The organism is Citrobacter sp. Cb031 (assembly GCF_030336725.1).
Taxonomy (GTDB): Bacteria; Pseudomonadota; Gammaproteobacteria; order Enterobacterales; family Enterobacteriaceae; genus Citrobacter; species Citrobacter braakii.
On record NZ_JAOWDA010000034.1, the window covers coordinates 637,418 to 654,108 of the forward strand.

19 protein-coding genes and 1 pseudogene are annotated in these 16,691 nt (G+C 52.4%); 12 read left to right on the top strand and 8 right to left on the bottom strand.

The window, feature by feature from the left end; genetic code table 11:
* The first annotated feature begins 66 nt into the window (after positions 1-66).
* A complete protein-coding gene (gene slyB / locus OGV93_RS19490) occupies positions 67-534 on the top strand; it encodes an outer membrane lipoprotein SlyB (protein WP_046276343.1) in 468 nt (155 codons plus the stop codon).
* Positions 535-581: 47 nt separating this feature from the next.
* Here the strand turns inward: slyB and slyA are convergent, their stop codons facing one another.
* Positions 582-1,022, bottom strand: coding sequence for a transcriptional regulator SlyA (gene slyA, locus OGV93_RS19495; RefSeq protein ID WP_019076732.1), 441 nt, complete (start codon positions 1,020-1,022; stop codon positions 582-584).
* Positions 1,023-1,214: 192 nt separating this feature from the next.
* On the opposite strand from slyA, the gene OGV93_RS19500 reads away from it, so the two are divergent.
* From OGV93_RS19500 to OGV93_RS19510, 3 genes and pseudogenes are all read left to right on the top strand, one after another.
* On the top strand, positions 1,215-1,451 hold the full coding sequence (locus OGV93_RS19500; RefSeq protein WP_016156432.1) for a DUF1656 domain-containing protein: 237 nt from the start codon (positions 1,215-1,217) through the stop codon (positions 1,449-1,451).
* A 2-nt stretch (positions 1,452-1,453) separates the two neighbouring features.
* Positions 1,454-2,317, top strand: a complete 864-nt coding sequence (locus OGV93_RS19505; RefSeq protein ID WP_016152996.1) for an efflux RND transporter periplasmic adaptor subunit — start codon at positions 1,454-1,456, stop codon at positions 2,315-2,317.
* Positions 2,314-4,354, top strand: a pseudogene (locus OGV93_RS19510) (FUSC family protein). The gene OGV93_RS19505 and the pseudogene OGV93_RS19510 overlap by 4 nt, the downstream one beginning before the upstream one ends.
* On the opposite strand, the gene sodC reads toward OGV93_RS19510, so the two are convergent.
* From sodC to OGV93_RS19525, 3 genes are all read right to left on the bottom strand, one after another.
* Positions 4,330-4,854 carry a superoxide dismutase [Cu-Zn] SodC gene (sodC, locus tag OGV93_RS19515; protein ID WP_016156429.1) on the bottom strand — a complete coding sequence of 175 codons (525 nt, stop codon included), beginning with the start codon at positions 4,852-4,854 and terminating at the stop codon, positions 4,330-4,332. The pseudogene OGV93_RS19510 and the gene sodC sit on opposite strands and share 25 nt — an antisense overlap.
* An 81-nt stretch (positions 4,855-4,935) precedes the next feature.
* On the bottom strand, positions 4,936-5,832 hold the full coding sequence (locus OGV93_RS19520; protein WP_016152993.1) for an aldo/keto reductase: 897 nt from the start codon (positions 5,830-5,832) through the stop codon (positions 4,936-4,938).
* A gap of 49 nt (positions 5,833-5,881) precedes the next feature.
* Entirely contained in the window at positions 5,882-6,121 is a 240-nt protein-coding gene (locus tag OGV93_RS19525; RefSeq protein WP_016156428.1) for a DUF1289 domain-containing protein, read from the bottom strand.
* A gap of 101 nt (positions 6,122-6,222) precedes the next feature.
* Here OGV93_RS19525 and OGV93_RS19530 point away from each other — a divergent pair, with 101 nt between their 5' ends.
* From OGV93_RS19530 to rnt, 4 genes are all read left to right on the top strand, one after another.
* A complete protein-coding gene (locus OGV93_RS19530; protein ID WP_016152991.1) occupies positions 6,223-6,822 on the top strand; it encodes a TetR/AcrR family transcriptional regulator in 600 nt (199 codons plus the stop codon).
* A 54-nt stretch (positions 6,823-6,876) separates the two neighbouring features.
* The gene (locus OGV93_RS19535; RefSeq protein WP_003029197.1) at positions 6,877-7,974 is read left to right on the top strand and encodes an alkene reductase; all 1,098 of its coding nucleotides are present in this window, start codon (positions 6,877-6,879) and stop codon (positions 7,972-7,974) included.
* A gap of 97 nt (positions 7,975-8,071) precedes the next feature.
* Complete coding sequence (gloA, locus tag OGV93_RS19540; RefSeq protein ID WP_046276345.1) at positions 8,072-8,479, top strand: lactoylglutathione lyase; 408 nt, start codon at positions 8,072-8,074, stop codon at positions 8,477-8,479.
* Positions 8,480-8,573: 94 nt separating this feature from the next.
* Positions 8,574-9,221 carry a ribonuclease T gene (gene rnt, locus OGV93_RS19545; RefSeq protein WP_131405887.1) on the top strand — a complete coding sequence of 216 codons (648 nt, stop codon included), beginning with the start codon at positions 8,574-8,576 and terminating at the stop codon, positions 9,219-9,221.
* A 54-nt stretch (positions 9,222-9,275) separates the two neighbouring features.
* On the opposite strand, the gene grxD is transcribed toward rnt, so the two are convergent.
* Positions 9,276-9,623: a monothiol glutaredoxin 4 gene (grxD, locus tag OGV93_RS19550; RefSeq protein WP_003832760.1), complete on the bottom strand. Its 348-nt coding sequence runs from the start codon at positions 9,621-9,623 to the stop codon at positions 9,276-9,278.
* A 333-nt stretch (positions 9,624-9,956) separates the two neighbouring features.
* On the opposite strand from grxD, the gene OGV93_RS19555 reads away from it, so the two are divergent.
* Both OGV93_RS19555 and sodB read left to right on the top strand, forming a co-directional pair.
* A complete protein-coding gene (locus OGV93_RS19555; protein ID WP_047417633.1) occupies positions 9,957-10,787 on the top strand; it encodes a C40 family peptidase in 831 nt (276 codons plus the stop codon).
* Between the two features lie 127 nt (positions 10,788-10,914).
* Positions 10,915-11,496, top strand: a complete 582-nt coding sequence (gene sodB / locus OGV93_RS19560) for a superoxide dismutase [Fe] (RefSeq protein WP_016152988.1) — start codon at positions 10,915-10,917, stop codon at positions 11,494-11,496.
* Positions 11,497-11,536: 40 nt separating this feature from the next.
* On the opposite strand, the gene OGV93_RS19565 is transcribed toward sodB, so the two are convergent.
* Entirely contained in the window at positions 11,537-12,706 is a 1,170-nt protein-coding gene (locus OGV93_RS19565) for an MFS transporter (RefSeq protein ID WP_046276347.1), read from the bottom strand.
* Positions 12,707-12,882: 176 nt separating this feature from the next.
* Positions 12,883-12,972 carry a cytochrome bd-I accessory subunit CydH gene (gene cydH, locus OGV93_RS19570; RefSeq protein ID WP_003029209.1) on the bottom strand — a complete coding sequence of 30 codons (90 nt, stop codon included), beginning with the start codon at positions 12,970-12,972 and terminating at the stop codon, positions 12,883-12,885.
* Positions 12,973-13,269: 297 nt separating this feature from the next.
* Here cydH and purR point away from each other — a divergent pair, with 297 nt between their 5' ends.
* Positions 13,270-14,295, top strand: coding sequence for an HTH-type transcriptional repressor PurR (gene purR, locus OGV93_RS19575; protein ID WP_003832757.1), 1,026 nt, complete (start codon positions 13,270-13,272; stop codon positions 14,293-14,295).
* Here the strand turns inward: purR and punR are convergent.
* A complete protein-coding gene (gene punR, locus OGV93_RS19580) occupies positions 14,292-15,224 on the bottom strand; it encodes a DNA-binding transcriptional activator PunR (protein WP_080858749.1) in 933 nt (310 codons plus the stop codon). The genes purR and punR overlap by 4 nt on opposite strands.
* Positions 15,225-15,337: 113 nt before the next feature.
* Between punR and punC the strand changes: the two genes are divergently transcribed.
* Positions 15,338-16,543, top strand: a complete 1,206-nt coding sequence (gene punC, locus OGV93_RS19585; protein WP_016156423.1) for a purine nucleoside transporter PunC — start codon at positions 15,338-15,340, stop codon at positions 16,541-16,543.
* Positions 16,544-16,691 lie beyond the last annotated feature (148 nt).

A 16,691-nucleotide genomic window follows, 5' to 3' on the forward strand; every position in this document is an offset into this window, starting at 1 on the left:
GTGCCATATAATTTAGCCATGAAGGGTGCTTTATTAGCGTTTCGTGGTGTTAAAGGAGATTTGTAAATGATTAAACGTGTGCTGATTGTTGCATTAATGGGTGTGTCTTTGGCGGGCTGCGTTAACAATGATAGCCTTTCAGGCGACGTATACACCGCATCCGAAGCGAAACAAGTTCAGAACGTTACCTACGGTACAATTGTTCATGTTCGTCCGGTGCAAATCCAGGGTGGCGATGACGCAAACGTGATTGGCGCCATTGGTGGTGCGGTACTCGGCGGGTTCCTGGGTAACACCGTCGGCGGCGGTACGGGTCGTTCATTAGCCACGGCGGCTGGCGCAGTTGCCGGTGGCGTAGCGGGTCAAGGCGTACAAGGTGCGATGAATAAAACACAGGGTGTAGAACTGGAAATCCGTAAGGACGACGGTAATACCATCATGGTGGTTCAGAAACAGGGTGCGACCAAGTTCTCAGCTGGCCAGCGCGTTGTTATGGCTAACAACGGCAGCCAGGTTACCGTGTCTCCACGCTAATCGAATTCACGTGTGGTCAGGCTCTGGCCACACGTCATCTTATCGTTTCAGCCCTGTGACTGTAGTTCAATAATATTGTGTTCCAGTCTGGCGACCAGTTTAATCAGCAGATCAATTTCCTCAGCTGAAATCCCTTCCAAAATTTCTCCACGCGTCTTGTTGATAACCGCTTCCATATCTGCAATCAGCGGCTCTGCTTTTTCTGTCAGTTTAATTCTCTTAGCCCGACGATCGCTGGCGCAAGTCTGTCGTGAAATGAGTCCCTTTTCTTCCAACTGGTCAAGCGTGCGTACCAACGAAGGCTGCTCGATGCCAATCGCTTTAGCCAACTGAATCTGCGATTGATCAGGCGGCAATTGATGAATGTTGTGCAGCGTAACCCAATGCGTCTGCGTCAACTCCAGAGGTTTCAGGCGATGGTCAATCAGAGCACGCCAAATGCGCACCAACCGTGCCAGATCAGAACCTAATGGCGATTCCAATTTCATCTCCTTATAATTAGCTTGCTAAGTTATTATGCTGATTTTAGAATAGTGTGCAGCATTTGTATTCCCAAAACAAATGTATTGCCAAATTTGCTTACCGGCTGACATTTTTTCAGACATTATGCGTTACAGAGACTCATTGTCTCTTTTTTGCTAAACCTATAGCAATGCTCTCTTCCGCCAAGGATTTTGCCCGTGAAGTTTATGTTTAATGCAACAGGATTGCCCCTACAAGATTTAATGATCGGAGCATCTGTCTACTTCCCTCCTGTTTTCAAGGCGTTTGTAGCAGGATTTATTCTCTGGCTGGTTGTTCATCGCCTCCTGCGCGACTGGATTTACTCCGGCGAAATCTGGCATCCCCTGTTAATGGATCTGTCACTCTTTACGCTTTGCGTATGTCTGGCCTTTGTAATGCTGATTGTGTGGTGATTATGTCGCTTAAAACCATTAAATACTTCTCCACCATTATAGTCGCTGCCATCGCAGTTTTCGCCGGATGGTGGATGTGGAATTACTATATGCAATCGCCCTGGACACGTGATGGCAAAGTGCGTGCTGAGCAGGTCAGCATCACGCCGCAGGTCTCAGGCAGCATTAGCGAACTCAATATAAAAGATAACCAGTTTGTGAACAAAGGCGATGTCCTTTTTATCATCGACAAGACGCCGTTTCACATTGCTGAACTGAATGCGCAAGCGCAGCTGGCGAAGGCACAGTCCGATCTGGCGAAAGCCAATAACGAAGCCAACCGCCGCCGTCATTTATCGCAAAATTATATCTCAGCCGAAGATCTGGATACTGCTAACCTCAACGTGAAAGCCATGCAGGCCAGCGTTGAAGCAGCCGAGGCCAGTCTGCGCCAGGCACAGTGGCAACTGACACAGACGGTGGTCAAAGCGCCCGTAGCGGGCTGGGTCACCAACCTTTCAACTCGTACTGGAGACTACGCCTCAACCGGTAAGCCCCTGTTTGCCCTTGTCGACAGCCACTCTTTCTATGTGATGGGGTATTTTGAAGAAACCAAGTTGCGCCACATTCGTGAAGGTGCACCTGCGGTTATCACGCTCTACAGCGGCAACATAAAGTTACAGGGTCACGTATCCAGTATTGGTCGCGCCATCTACGACCAAAGTGTGGAAAGCGATTCCGGCCTGATTCCCGACATCAAACCCAATGTGCCGTGGGTGCGTCTGGCCCAACGCGTTCCGGTCCGCATCGAATTCGACGCTCTGCCGCAGGATGTCACTCTGGTTTCTGGTACGACCTGCAGCGTGTCTATCGGCCAGCGTAAATGAAACTGTCCCACCTGATGCCAGGCCATTGGCCGTGGTTTAAAGCCACGGTAGCGCAGTGGCGTTATGCGTTGCGAAATACCATTGCGATGTGTCTGGCGTTAACGTTCGCCTATTACCTGAATCTGGATGAGCCCTACTGGGCGATGACCTCGGCGGCAGTGGTCAGCTTTCCCACCGTCGGCGGGGTTATCAGCAAAAGTCTGGGTCGTGTTGCGGGTAGCTTACTGGGCGCCACCGCCGCGTTGATTATTGCCGGTCATACCCTCAATGAGCCGTGGTTGTTTTTGCTGAGCATGTCAGTGTGGATCGGTTTTTGTACCTGGGCATGCGCGCATTTCACCAATAACGTCGCCTATGCCTTTCAACTGGCCGGTTATACGGCGGCGATCATTGCTTTTCCCATGGTCAATACCATAGAGATTACGCAGTTGTGGGATATCGCTCAGGCCCGCGTATGCGAGGTCATCGTCGGTATCCTGTGCGGCGGCATGATGATGATGATCCTGCCCAGCACCTCCGATGGCACCACATTGCTTACCGCGCTGAAAAACATGCATTCGCGTTTACTGGAGCATGCCAGCTTACTCTGGCAACCGGAGACAACAGATGCGATTCGCACAGCTCATGAAGGTGTTATTGGTCAGATTTTGACCATGAACCTGCTGCGTATTCAGGCGTTCTGGAGTCACTACCGTTTTCGCCGTCAAAATGCGTTGCTCAATTCGCTGTTGCATCAGCAGTTACGTATGACCAGCGTGATATCCAGTCTGCGCAGGATGCTACTGAACTGGCCCACTCCCCCGGCTAATACCCGGCAAATCATCGAACAACTGCTCAGCGAGCTGGTCAAATCCAATACCGACACCTACACCGTCGCGCGTATTATCGCCCCCTTGCGTCCTCTCGATGCGCGCGACTATCGGCACGTTGCCTTCTGGCAACGACTGCGTTATTTTTGTCGGCTGTACTTACGCAGCAGTCATTATCTGCATTTACTGGAAAATGGCGTTACCGCCGAGCGTATTACTATCGCCCGCACGCCAGGACTTGCCCGTCATACCGATAATGCGGAAGCCCTCTGGAGCGGATTGCGTACGTTCTGTACCCTGATGCTTATCGGCGCATGGAGCATTGGCGCGCAATGGGAATCAGGCTCTGGCGCACTAACGCTCGCGGCCATCAGCAGCGTGCTCTATTCCGCCGTAGCCACGCCGTTTAAGTCGCTTTCTTTGCTGATGCGCACGCTGGTTCTGCTGTCGCTGTTTAGCTTTGTGGTTAAGTTTGGCCTGATGGTGCAAATCTCTGACCTCTGGCAATTTATTCTGTTTCTCTTCCCGCTATTCGCTACCATGCAACTCCTGAAGCTGCAAATGCCCGCGCTGGCGGGTCTTTGGGGACAGCTAATCGTGTTTATGGGATCGTTTATCGCGGTGACTAATCCACCGGTTTATGATTTTGCTGATTTCCTGAATGACAATATGGCGAAAATCACCGGCGTGGCGCTATCGTGGCTGGCATTCGCCATTCTGCGGCCCGGATCGGATGCGCGGAAAGGTCGCCGCCATATTCGCGCCCTGCGCCGGGATTTTGTCGATCAGCTCAGCCGACATCCCTCGCTCAGTGAAAACGAATTTGAGTCGCTGACCTATCATCACGTCAGCCAACTCAGCAACAGTCAGGATGCACTGGCGCGACGCTGGCTATTGCGTTGGGGGGTTGTCTTGCTGAACTGCTCGCACGTGGTGTGGCAACTGCGCACCTGGGAGGTGCGTTCAGATCCTCTGGCTCGCGTCAGAGACGTGTGTATTTCGCTGCTTCGCGACGTAATGAGTGAGCGCGGCGTTCAGCAACGGCCGCTGAATGCCACGCTGAGTGAGCTACAGCGTATTTGCGACACGCTCGCCCACCATCATCAACCTGCGGCGCAAGAACTGTCGGCGCTTATCTGGCGACTACACTGCTCGCTTTCTCAGCTCGAACAGGCGCCTCCGCCGGGTACGCTAGGCAATTGATTATTTGATAACGCCACAGGCGTAGCGCGCGCCACCACCGCCAAGCGGTTTTGGTTGATCGGACATATTATCGCCACCGACATGGATCATCAGCGCTTTGCCTTTAACCTCATCGAGCGTTTTCAGCCGCGGCGCAATGACCGGTGTTGTGGCGTTACCGTCGTTATTCACCACCAGCAGCGGCAGGTCGCCCATGTGGCCTGCGCCTTCCGGGCCTTCGTGCTTGCCGGTTTGGTGCGGATCATAATGGCCTCCAGCCGATTCCGCGGCTGAGGCTTTTCCTTCTTTAATCGCCGGTTGGCAACTGCCATTCGCATGGACATGGAAGCCATGTTCACCCGGCGGCAGCGCTTTCAGATCGGGCGTAAACTCCAGCCCTTTCCCGGTTTCAGCAATAGTGACCGTACCAATCGCCTGGCCGACGCCTTGCGACGTTACCAGATTCATCGTCACTTTTTCTTCACTTGCAGCCTGCGCACCTGCACAGGCGAGTAGAGTAATAATGGCCAAACTCAAACGCTTCATAAGACCTCCGTCCGAAAGGTGTCTGATTGATAAGTGTAAACCAGTGACACAAATTTGAACGGAGAAGCGTCAAAAACGCGATTACGGTACGTCGTAACCCAGCGCGGCTTTGCGAATACGGAACCACTGCTGGCGAGACATGTTCAATGACTCAGACTCAACGGCAGCGCGTACGCGCTCTATCTTCCCTGAGCCAATAATCGGCAACGGCTGAGACGGCAGACGTAAAATCCAGGCGTACACCACCTGCTCAATGGACTGCGCGTTTAACTCTTCTGCGATTGTGGCAAGTTCATTACGTAATGGCTGGAACGCATCGTCATTAAACAGACGACCACCGCCGAGGCAGGACCAGGCCATCGGACGAATGCGCAGTTGTTGCAGTTGATCTAAAGTACCATCCAGCAGGAGCGGCTGATGTACCGGTGAGATCTCAACCTGGTTAGTCGCCAGCGTGAACGGCAGACGCGATTGCAGCAGTGAGAACTGTGCCGGGGTGAAGTTAGATACGCCAAAGTGACGCACTTTTCCGCTATGGTGCAATTTTTTGAACGCGTCAGCGACGTCGTCCGCATCCATGAGCGGATCGGGACGGTGGATGAGCAGCAAATCAATATGATCGGTCGCCAGTAACTTCAACGATGCTTCCGCACTGGCAATGATATGCGCGCTGTCGGTGATGTAATGACCCAGCGCATTTTCCGTGCGCGCCGTCGTGGCGATCCCGCACTTGGTAACAATCTGCATTTTTTCACGCAGATGCGGGGCCAGCTTCAGTGCCTCACCAAACGCCGCTTCACACTGGTATCCGCCGTAAATATCGGCGTGATCGACGGTGGTAACGCCCAGATCCAGATGTTCTTCAATAAAGCTGACTAGCTGGCGCGCGGACATATTCCAGTCCATCAGGCGCCAATACCCCATTACAAAGCGAGAAAATTCCGGACCTTGCGGCGCAATAGTAATACGCTGAACCATAGCAGCTTCCTTATAAGTGAATGTGCATCGAGTATACGCAATTACGCTTTTAAAAGAGTGAAGGTTGTTGCGGTTCTTCCGAAGGGTTGGCTTTGTTTGCTCGTAATTTACGCATCAGGCGCTGACGACAAAGCCGTAACACTTCCTGCTTTTCGGCATCGCTCATCTTTTGCCAGTTAAAACGCTCATCCCGACTGCGAAAACAGCCGCGGCAAAAACCGCGCTCGTCAGACTGACATATTCCACGGCATGGGCTCTGGACGGGGAAAAACTCCAGCTGTTCGGCCACATCCCCTCCTTTAGTAAGATTGATATACCTATTGAAGACGTTAACTGAATTTCTCGCAAGCGCTATTGCATTAGACCGACTGGTCTATTACACTCCTTCCCATGAACAAAATCACTGAACACGATACACGCGAACATCTGCTGGCGACTGGCGAACTGCTATGTATGCAGCGCGGCTTCACCGGTATGGGCTTAAGCGAACTACTGAAAACCGCTGAAGTCCCCAAAGGTTCGTTTTATCACTATTTTCGCTCTAAAGAAGCGTTCGGTGTTGCGATGCTGGAACGCCACTATGCGGCCTATCATCAGCGACTGGCTACGCACTTTGATACGGGGGCAGGAAACTATCGCGACCGTATTCTGGCCTACTATCAGGAAACTCTGAACCAGTTTAGCCAGCACGGCATTATCAGCGGTTGTTTAACCGTAAAACTGTCTGCCGAAGTGTGCGATCTGTCAGAAGATATGCGCACGGCGATGGATAAAGGCGCGCGGCACATTATTGCGCTGTTAGCGCAGGCGCTGGAGAAAGGTCAGGCAAATCATTGTCTGTCCTTTGTTGGCGAGCCGTTACAACAGGCGCAGGTATTGTATGCGCTGTGGCTGGGCGCCAACCTGCAGGCCAAGATTTCTCGTAGCGCCACCCCGCTGGAAAATGCGCTGGCGCACGTTAAAACCATCATTACTACGCCTGCCGTTTAACAGGCGTTTTTATTTCTTTTATTACTAGACGACCGGTCTATTCAGGAGTGCCATATGTCATCTGAAAAACTTTTTTCCCCACTGAAAGTGGGTGCTATTACGGCAGCAAACCGCGTATTCATGGCGCCACTGACGCGTCTGCGCAGCATTGAGCCTGGCGACATCCCTACTCCGCTGATGGCCGAGTATTACCGTCAACGCGCCAGCGCGGGTCTTATCATCAGTGAAGCTACACAGATTTCCGCGCAGGCGAAAGGTTATGCGGGGGCCCCCGGCTTACACAGCGAAGCGCAAATTGCCGCATGGAAAAAAATCACCGCTGCCGTACATGCGGAGCAAGGTCATATTGCGGTCCAGTTGTGGCATACCGGGCGCATCTCTCACGCCAGTCTGCAGCCCAACGGTCAGGCACCGGTCGCACCTTCCGCAATTAGCGCCGGTACCCGGACCTCGCTTCGTGATGAAAATGGTCTGGCAACGCGTGCGGATACCTCAATGCCGCGTGCGCTGGAAACGGAAGAAATTCCCGGCATCGTTAATGACTTCCGTCAGGCGATTGCCAACGCGCGCGAAGCGGGTTTCGACATGGTTGAACTGCACTCCGCTCACGGCTATCTGCTGCACCAGTTCCTGTCGCCAACGTCTAACCAGCGTACCGATCAATACGGCGGCAGCGTCGAAAATCGTGCACGTCTGGTGCTGGAAGTTGTCGATGCCGGTATTAAAGAATGGGGTGCAGATCGCATCGGTATTCGCGTCTCCCCGATTGGCTCATTCCAGAACGTTGACAACGGCCCGAACGAAGAAGCCGATGCGCTGTATCTGATTGAACAACTGGGCAAGCGCGGAATCGCTTACCTGCATATGTCTGAGCCGGACTGGGCTGGCGGCGAGCCGTATTCCGATGCGTTTCGCGAAAAAGTTCGTGCACGTTTCCACGGTCCGATCATTGGTGCGGGTGCCTACACACCTGAAAAAGCAGAAGCACTGATCGAGAAGGGCCTGATCGACGCCGTTGCTTTTGGTCGCGCCTATATCGCTAACCCGGATCTGGTTGCGCGCCTGCAGCGTAAAGCGGAGCTGAATCCGCAACGTGCCGAAAGCTTCTACGGCGGCGGCGCGGAAGGTTACACCGATTATCCTACCCTCTAACGTCACAAACTCCGTTCTGCCATTGATAGCGGCGTAACAACGCCGCTATACTAAAACAACATTTTGAATGTATTAGCCATTTTCGAAGGGGAAAAAGATGCGTTTACTTCATACCATGCTGCGCGTGGGTAACCTGCAGCGTTCCATCGAGTTTTATACCAACGTGCTGGGCATGAAGCTGCTGCGTACCAGCGAAAACCCTGAATACAAATACTCCCTGGCCTTTGTCGGCTACGGCCCTGAAACCAGCGAAGCCGTGATCGAACTGACCTATAACTGGGGTGTCGACAAGTATGAGCTGGGCACTGCCTACGGTCATATCGCCCTGAGCGTAGACAACGCAGCCGAAGCCTGTGAACGTATTCGTCAGAATGGCGGTAACGTCACGCGTGAAGCCGGTCCGGTAAAAGGCGGCACCACCGTAATCGCGTTCGTTGAAGATCCAGACGGTTACAAAATTGAACTGATCGAAGAGAAAGACGCCGGGCGCGGCCTGGGCGACTAACCTCCCCACGGGCGCAGATCGTCTGTGCCCGTAGTTTTATACTCATCATTTTGCCATAATACGCGCTGCAATTTTCCCGTATTAAGAGACCCAGATGTCCGATAACGCTCAACTTTCCGGTCTGTGTGACCGTTTTCGTGGTTTTTATCCTGTCGTCATTGATGTCGAAACCGCAGGGTTCAATGCCAAAACCGATGCGCTGCTTGAGATCGCAGCCATCACACTGAAAATGGATGAACAAGGCTGGCTGATGCCGGACACGACGTTACATTTCCACGTAGAGCCATTTGAAGGCGCGAATTTGCAGCCGGAAGCCCTCGCCTTTAACGGAATTGACCCTAACAATCCGCTACGCGGCGCGGTCAGCGAATATGACGCTCTGCATGCCATCTTTAAAATGGTGCGTAAAGGGATTAAAGACAGCGGCTGCAATCGGGCGATCATGGTGGCGCATAACGCTACGTTCGACCACAGTTTTATGATGGCCGCTGCAGAACGCGCCTCGCTCAAACGTAATCCATTTCATCCGTTCGTCACCTTTGATACTGCAGCCTTAAGCGGCCTGTCTCTGGGGCAAACTGTGTTGTCGAAAGCGTGCCTGGCGGCGGGAATGGAATTTGACGGGACTCAGGCGCACTCGGCGCTGTATGACACCGAACGGACGGCCGTGCTGTTTTGCGAAATTGTTAACCGCTGGAAACGTCTCGGCGGCTGGCCTCTTCCCATGCCTGAAGAGGCATAACGGACCGATAAAAAAAGCGACCATCACGAGGTCGCTTTTTTATTTACGCTGATATTATTCAGCGTCCGGCTCTTCGGTTTTGTATTTCGCCGCTGTTTCTTTAATCAGCTGCTGCAACTCACCGCGCTGGTACATTTCGATCAAAATGTCACAGCCGCCAACCAGCTCGCCATCAACCCACAGCTGCGGGAAGGTTGGCCAATTTGCGTATTTCGGCAGCTCGGCGCGAATATCCGGGTTCTGCAGAATATCAACATAAGCAAAGCGTTCACCACAGGCGGACAGCGCCTGCACAGCCTGAGCGGAGAAACCGCAGCTTGGCAGTTTAGGGGAACCTTTCATGTACAGGAGAATCGGGTTTTCAGCGATCTGGCGCTGGATTTTTTCGATAGTGGTGCTCATTATCTTGCTTCCTTAAACTTCTTTTACGGCAGTAGTCTGACATTGTAGCGGGTCAGACAGGCAACGGAAAATAACATTTTCATTACGCGTTATTATTTTATCCCCTGACGCCAAAAGTTGCATTCACAATCTCACTTATCCCTTTAAAGCCTGTGGATTTGATTATTCGTTCACCAACGCCAACTTTAATTGCTGATTTTTTTTGCGGTCGGTTACGAAACGTAGTTTTAAACAAAAAAGCTATTAACTTTCCCTCTTTCTATAGATTAGAATCATCAAGTTTTGAAAATCACACGCAGGCATGATAGACCTGCCTTACCAGAGGATTGCTCAGTGGCGCGGATAAACCGAATCTCGATCACGCTCTGTGCTTTACTTTTTACTACACTGCCCTTTACGCCCATGGCTCATGCTTCCAAGCAGGCCAGGACGACACCTACCCATTCCCACACCATCAAAACGGTAGATAAAAAGAAAAGCGCAACAACCAGCCAAAAAACAACAAAGACCAGCAAAAAAACGGCGACAAAAACCACCAGCAAAACCAGCACCAAAACCGCTTCCTCTTCTAAACATCGTACTGCCGCTCCGGCAAAGTCGACTAAAACAGTAAACCGTCGTGGTAAAAACACCGCAGCACAAACCGCTGCCGTTACCTGGACTGAAAAATGCACGCCGCGCAAAGGCCATAAGCCGCGCTGTGTAAAAGTGAAAACCACCGCACCAACGACGCTGGCTGACGCGCATAAAGTGAAAGTGCAGAAAGCCACTAAAACCGCCATGTCCACGCTGATGAACCAAATCGGCAAGCCTTATCGCTGGGGCGGCACCTCACCAAGAACCGGGTTTGACTGCAGCGGTCTGGTCTATTACGCCTATAAAGATCTGGTGAAATTCCGCATTCCACGCACTGCGAACGAAATGTATCATCTGCGCGATGCCGCGCCGATTGAACGTGGCGAACTGAAAAATGGCGATCTGGTATTTTTCCGTACCCAGGGGCGTGGAACTGCCGATCATGTTGGCGTTTATGTTGGCAACGGTAAGTTTATTCAGTCACCGCGCAGCGGCCAGGAAATTCAAATCACCTCTCTGAGTGAAGATTACTGGCAGCGCCACTATGTGGGCGCTCGTCGGGTAATGACGCCAAAAACAATTCGTTAAAAACTTACCCTACAGTACATGCTGTAGGGTAAGTTCTTCTTTTGCATAACCTTTCAATTTGCTACCCTATCCTTACTCACAATGAGGCTATTGTGTGTACTCAATATAAATAATAAGGAGAGAAGCAATGTCGTTTGAATTACCTGCATTACCGTATGCCAAAGATGCTCTGGCACCGCACATTTCTGCCGAAACGCTGGAATATCACTATGGCAAACACCATCAAACTTACGTGACTAATCTGAACAACCTGATTAAAGGCACGGCGTTTGAAGGCAAATCACTGGAAGAGATCGTACGTAGCTCTGAAGGCGGTGTATTCAATAACGCAGCACAGGTATGGAACCACACGTTCTACTGGAACTGCCTGGCACCGAACGCAGGTGGCGAACCTACCGGTAAACTGGCCGAAGCAATTGCCGCCTCCTTTGGCAGCTTTGCGGATTTCAAAGCGCAGTTCACTGATGCCGCTATTAAAAACTTCGGTTCTGGCTGGACCTGGCTGGTAAAAGGAACGGATGGCAAACTGGCTATCGTTTCCACCTCCAATGCAGGTACACCGCTGACCACCGACGCGACGCCGCTGATGACCGTTGACGTATGGGAACACGCCTACTACATCGATTATCGCAATGCCCGTCCTGGCTACCTGGAAAACTTCTGGGCGCTGGTGAACTGGGAATTTGTTGCGAAGAACTTCGCAGCATAAAAAAGATGACGCAGAAGGAGAACCCTTCTGCGTTTTAGCATTAATTCGCGGTAGTGAAAGCCTCTTCAGGCTGTTTGCGCGCCGAGATAAAGACCAGCAGCAGCGCAAGTCCTGCCACAATTGCCCCCATCACCGGAACAAAGCTATAGCCCAACCCACCGGAAATCACCGCCCCACCGGCTGCGGCACCCAGAGCATTCCCCAGATTAAAGGCGCCAATGTTGACTGACGATGATAATCCAGGCGCTTCGCTGGCAACACGCATCACGCGCATCTGCAACGGCGGAACGACCGCAAACGTCGCTGCCCCCCAGACCACCATACTGACTGCCGCACCCAGCTCATTACGCGCCAGGAAAGGAATGGCCAGCATAATAACCATCAGCAGCAGTAAAAAGCCTTTCAGCGTACCGTTGACGGAACGGTCAGCCAGTTTGCCACCAAGATAGTTACCGATAGAGAAGCCAACGCCAATCAGCACCAGCATACCGGTCACAAACGCCGGTGTGGCATGTGTGATCGTATGTAACACTGGTGAGATATAGGTATAAAGCGTGAACATCGCCCCGGCTCCCAGAACGGTCGTCAGCAGCGCCGACAGCACCTGCGGACGCATAAGTACCGCCAGTTCGCTACGGACATCCGGGCGCTCTCCCGCCCCACCTTTGGGTAATGAGAAGAACAGGCTGACCATGGCGATGACGCCCAGACCCGCGGTTGCCATAAATGACATACGCCAACCGATGGTTTCACCAAGCCAGGTCGCCGCAGGAACGCCGCCAATATTGGCAATGGTCAACCCCATAAACATGGTTGCCACGGCGCTGGCCTGCTTATGTTTGGGTACTACGCTTGCAGCGACAACGGAGCCAAGACCAAAAAATGCCCCATGGTTCAGACTGGTCAAAATACGCGATAACATCAGGGTGGTGTAATCCGGCGAAATAGCCGAAAGCACGTTGCCCAGCGTGAAAATCGCCATCAGGAATATCAACGCATTACGTCGCGCACGATGGGAAAGCAGTAATGTCATCAGCGGAGCACCCACCATCACCCCAACCGCATACGCGCTGATTAACATTCCGGCCGCGGGAATCGAGACATCCACACCTTTGGCAATGACGGGCAATAATCCCATTGGCGAAAATTCAGTGGTGCCAATGCCAAACGCGCCGATCGCCAGCGCCAGTAAAGGATAATTGAGTTTCATATTTCGACTCCGTAACGTCGAGCCGGGGCGCGACATAAAATAAGAGTCAAAAGCATGACATTGATCGCAAAATTAATAAAGTTAACAAAATTGCAAAAGACTTTTGCTTATTCGCAAACAATCGACGGGAAAGGCAAGCGGAAAGGATGAGGGAGAGCGAACTCCCTCGGGGGAAATCAATGCAGCGCTGCGGTCAGGCCACCCGCGACGATCAAACCCAGAACAATAATGGTAGTCACTAACGAAAATTTCAGATCGGTGCTCATCAAGTTTTCTCCTTTTTATTCCCACACAAAAAGTGATATTGCGCATTTTTACACACTTGAAAGCAAAAATCTCTCACGATTTATATTGATAACTGCTTTTAACTCTTCCCCTTTTCGTTAAGATCAGACAAAATTCCACGCTTACTTGATTAGCGTACCGGCCATTGACCCCTTCCTGACGTTCCGTGTCGTTTTCCCGGCGTGCCGCAACCCTTACGTTGCGCTAAGGGTGTGTTAAGGCAAACGTTTACCTGGAGTATTCTCAGGAGCTTAGGATATGGTCTGGAGTGAGATGTAATGGCAACAATTAAAGATGTAGCGAAGCGAGCAAACGTTTCCACTACAACCGTATCACACGTAATTAACAAAACGCGCTTTGTCGCGGAAGAAACGCGTAATGCTGTCTGGGCGGCGATCAAAGAGCTGCACTATTCTCCGAGCGCCGTGGCGCGCAGCCTGAAGGTGAATCACACCAAGTCTATTGGCTTGCTGGCCACCAGCAGCGAAGCGGCCTATTTCGCTGAAATTATCGAAGCCGTTGAGAAAAACTGTTTCCAGAAAGGCTATACCCTGATTCTGGGTAACGCATGGAACAGCCTCGAAAAACAGCAGGCTTATCTGTCAATGATGGCGCAAAAGCGCGTTGATGGTCTGCTGGTGATGTGTTCTGAGTATCCGGAGTCGCTGCTTTCGATGCTCGAAGAGTACCGCCATATTCCGATGGTCGTCATGGACTGGGGCGAAGCTAAAGCCGACTTTACCGATACGGTCATTGATAACGCCTTCGAAGGCGGTTACATGGCGGGTCGGTATCTGGTAGAACGCGGTCATCGTGAGATTGGCGTGATCCCAGGCCCAATGGAGCGTAATACCGGAGCCGGGCGTCTGGCAGGCTTTATGAAAGCGATGGAAGAAGCGCTGATTAAAGTTCCTGAAAACTGGATTGTGCAGGGCGATTTTGAGCCTGAATCCGGCTATCGCGCCATGCAGCAAATTCTGTCACAGTCACATCGTCCGACCGCCGTCTTCTGCGGTGGCGATATCATGGCGATGGGTGCGCTGTGCGCCGCTGACGAGATGGGACTGCGCGTACCGCAGGATGTTTCGCTCATCGGTTACGACAACGTGCGCAACGCCCGCTTCTTCACGCCGGCTCTGACGACCATTCACCAGCCTAAAGATTCACTGGGGGAAACGGCCTTCAACATGCTGTTAGACCGTATCGTGAATAAACGTGAAGAGTCGCAGTCTATCGAGGTTCATCCGCGCCTGGTAGAACGCCGCTCCGTTGCCGACGGCCCGTTCCGCGATTACCGTCGTTAAGACAGTTGTGCGGGAGCCTCATCGGGCTCCCGCAGCCATTCCTTATTCAGCGTTTCACTATCCCCTAAATAGTCCAGCAGCCAGCTCAATGCCGGCGACGTATCGTTCTGTTGCCATGTCAGGCAGCATGCGGCATCAGGAAATGGATTCTCCAGCTGCAGAGCGACCCATTTGCCGCTATCAATCCACGGTTTGGCAAAATGCGTCGGTACCATGCCCACGCACAAACCTGCCGATAAACAGGTCGCAGAAGATTCCCAGTCAGGCACCACGACGCGCTTTTGGTTATCCAGCAGCCAGGTAATACGCTTAGGAAGCGTACGCGACGTGTCTTCACGCACCAGCGACGGCCAGTTGCGCAACGTGTCGTCGCTTAGCGGTCCGGGCATTGACGCCAACGGATGATGGCTTGCCACCACGCAGCTCCAGCTCAGCATTCCCATGTCGCGGAAGGTATAGCGCCCCCCCACCGGAATCGCTTGCGTGGCGCCGATTGCCAGCTCAACGCGCCCATCGGACAGCGCATCCCAGACACCGTTAAACACCTCCTGGAAAACCAGCAGCTCCACATCATCAAAATGACGATAGAAATCCACGATCATCTGTCGGGTACGATCCGGGCGGACAATATTATCTACCGCGATCGCCAACTGCCCGCGCCAGCCGTTGGCAATTTGCTGACATTGCTGGCGGGTGATCTGCATTTTTTTGATAACAGAGCGGCCTTCCTTGAGAAACCATGCACCGGCAGGCGTCAATTCCACGTCCCGATGGCGTCGCTCAAAAAGCGGCACCGCCAGCCACTCTTCCAGTTGACGCACGGTGTAGCTTACCGCCGAGGGTACGCGGTGCAACTCCTGCGCGGCCGAACTAAAGCTACCGTTACGCGCAACCGCATCCACAACTTCAAGTGAATATTCCGACCACATATTCTGCCTACAAAAAATTTGAAATCAGTAAGCAAATATTAGCGTTTCACAGCAAGAATTACACTCACTACACTCAGCGGCATTGTTCTACTGCTAAAAAAAGAGAAATGATGATGCAACCTGGGAAAGGATTTTTAGTCTGGCTGGCGGGTCTTAGCGTACTCGGCTTTCTGGCAACGGATATGTATCTGCCCGCCTTTGCAGCAATTCAGTCCGATCTGCAGACGCCTGCATCTGCCGTCAGCGCCAGTCTTAGCTTATTCTTAGCGGGTTTTGCCGTCGCGCAACTTCTGTGGGGGCCGCTCTCTGACCACTATGGTCGCAAGCCTGTTTTGCTGCTGGGTTTATCCATCTTCGCGCTGGGCAGTTTGGGCATGCTGTGGGTTGAAAATGCCACCGGTCTGCTGGTACTGCGCTTTGTTCAGGCCGTTGGCGTTTGTGCGGCATCGGTTATCTGGCAGGCGCTGGTCACCGATTATTATCCTTCACAAAAAGTAAACCGCATCTTTGCCACCATTATGCCATTGGTCGGGTTATCCCCGGCATTAGCGCCGTTATTAGGCAGTTGGATCCTGGTACATTTTTCCTGGCAGGCCATTTTCGCCACCCTGTTTGCCATTACTCTAATCCTGATGCTTCCGGCTCTGCGCTTAAAACCAACAGCTAAAGCACGCGACGACAGCCAGGATAAACTGACTTTCGCTACCCTGTTGCGCTCAAAAGTTTACCGCGGAAACGTGCTGATTTATGCCGCCTGCTCCGCGAGCTTCTTCGCGTGGCTGACGGGTTCCCCGTTCATCCTCAGCGAAATGGGCTACAGTCCGGCGGTGATTGGCCTGAGCTATGTTCCACAAACCATCGCTTTCTTAATTGGTGGTTACGGCTGCCGCGCTGCGCTGCAAAAATGGCAGGGCCGTCAGTTGCTGCCCTGGTTACTCATTCTGTATGCCTTTAGCGTAGTGGCCACCTGGGCAACCGGCTTTATTCACCATGTTGCGCTGGCTGAAATCCTCATCCCATTCTGCGTTATGGCGATTGCCAATGGAGCAATCTACCCAATTGTTGTGGCTCAGGCGTTACGTCCTTTCCCACAGGCTACGGGACGCGCAGCGGCATTGCAGAACACTCTGCAACTGGGTTTATGCTTCCTGGCAAGCCTTGTGGTTTCCTGGTTGATCGCCACCCCGCTGCTCACCACCACCAGCGTGATGCTGACAACGGTGCTGCTGGCGGCCGCGGGTTACAAAATGCAGTCGCAGAAGGCTAACGCCCCGCACACAGATGATCGGGCGCAAATTGCCCACGGTGAGTCTCACTAGTAATCACCTTTGATAATTGATTAGCCTGCTAATATTTATTGGTTGAATCGTCAAAAATTCAGGCCTATACTGATTTCCGGTTGTTAAAAAAACGATAATTGTTATGTGTTAACGGGGACAAGAACGTTCCCGTTTTCCCATGGATGGT

Bases quoted from the DNA above. Each gene is read 5' to 3' on its own strand.
- OGV93_RS19505 (WP_016152996.1), top strand. From the start codon at position 1,454: ATGTCGCTTAAAACCATTAAATACTTCTCCACCATTATAGTCGCTGCC.
- grxD (WP_003832760.1), bottom strand. From the start codon at position 9,623: ATGAGCACCACTATCGAAAAAATCCAGCGCCAGATCGCTGAAAACCCG.
- OGV93_RS19520 (WP_016152993.1), bottom strand. From the start codon at position 5,832: ATGGTTCAGCGTATTACTATTGCGCCGCAAGGTCCGGAATTTTCTCGC.
- slyB (WP_046276343.1), top strand. From the start codon at position 67: ATGATTAAACGTGTGCTGATTGTTGCATTAATGGGTGTGTCTTTGGCG.
- OGV93_RS19535 (WP_003029197.1), top strand. From the start codon at position 6,877: ATGTCATCTGAAAAACTTTTTTCCCCACTGAAAGTGGGTGCTATTACG.
- cydH (WP_003029209.1), bottom strand. From the start codon at position 12,972: ATGAGCACCGATCTGAAATTTTCGTTAGTGACTACCATTATTGTTCTG.
- OGV93_RS19530 (WP_016152991.1), top strand. From the start codon at position 6,223: ATGAACAAAATCACTGAACACGATACACGCGAACATCTGCTGGCGACT.
- sodB (WP_016152988.1), top strand. From the start codon at position 10,915: ATGTCGTTTGAATTACCTGCATTACCGTATGCCAAAGATGCTCTGGCA.
- punC (WP_016156423.1), top strand. From the start codon at position 15,338: ATGCAACCTGGGAAAGGATTTTTAGTCTGGCTGGCGGGTCTTAGCGTA.
- punR (WP_080858749.1), bottom strand. From the start codon at position 15,224: ATGTGGTCGGAATATTCACTTGAAGTTGTGGATGCGGTTGCGCGTAAC.
- gloA (WP_046276345.1), top strand. From the start codon at position 8,072: ATGCGTTTACTTCATACCATGCTGCGCGTGGGTAACCTGCAGCGTTCC.
- rnt (WP_131405887.1), top strand. From the start codon at position 8,574: ATGTCCGATAACGCTCAACTTTCCGGTCTGTGTGACCGTTTTCGTGGT.
- purR (WP_003832757.1), top strand. From the start codon at position 13,270: ATGGCAACAATTAAAGATGTAGCGAAGCGAGCAAACGTTTCCACTACA.
- OGV93_RS19565 (WP_046276347.1), bottom strand. From the start codon at position 12,706: ATGAAACTCAATTATCCTTTACTGGCGCTGGCGATCGGCGCGTTTGGC.
- sodC (WP_016156429.1), bottom strand. From the start codon at position 4,854: ATGAAGCGTTTGAGTTTGGCCATTATTACTCTACTCGCCTGTGCAGGT.
- slyA (WP_019076732.1), bottom strand. From the start codon at position 1,022: ATGAAATTGGAATCGCCATTAGGTTCTGATCTGGCACGGTTGGTGCGC.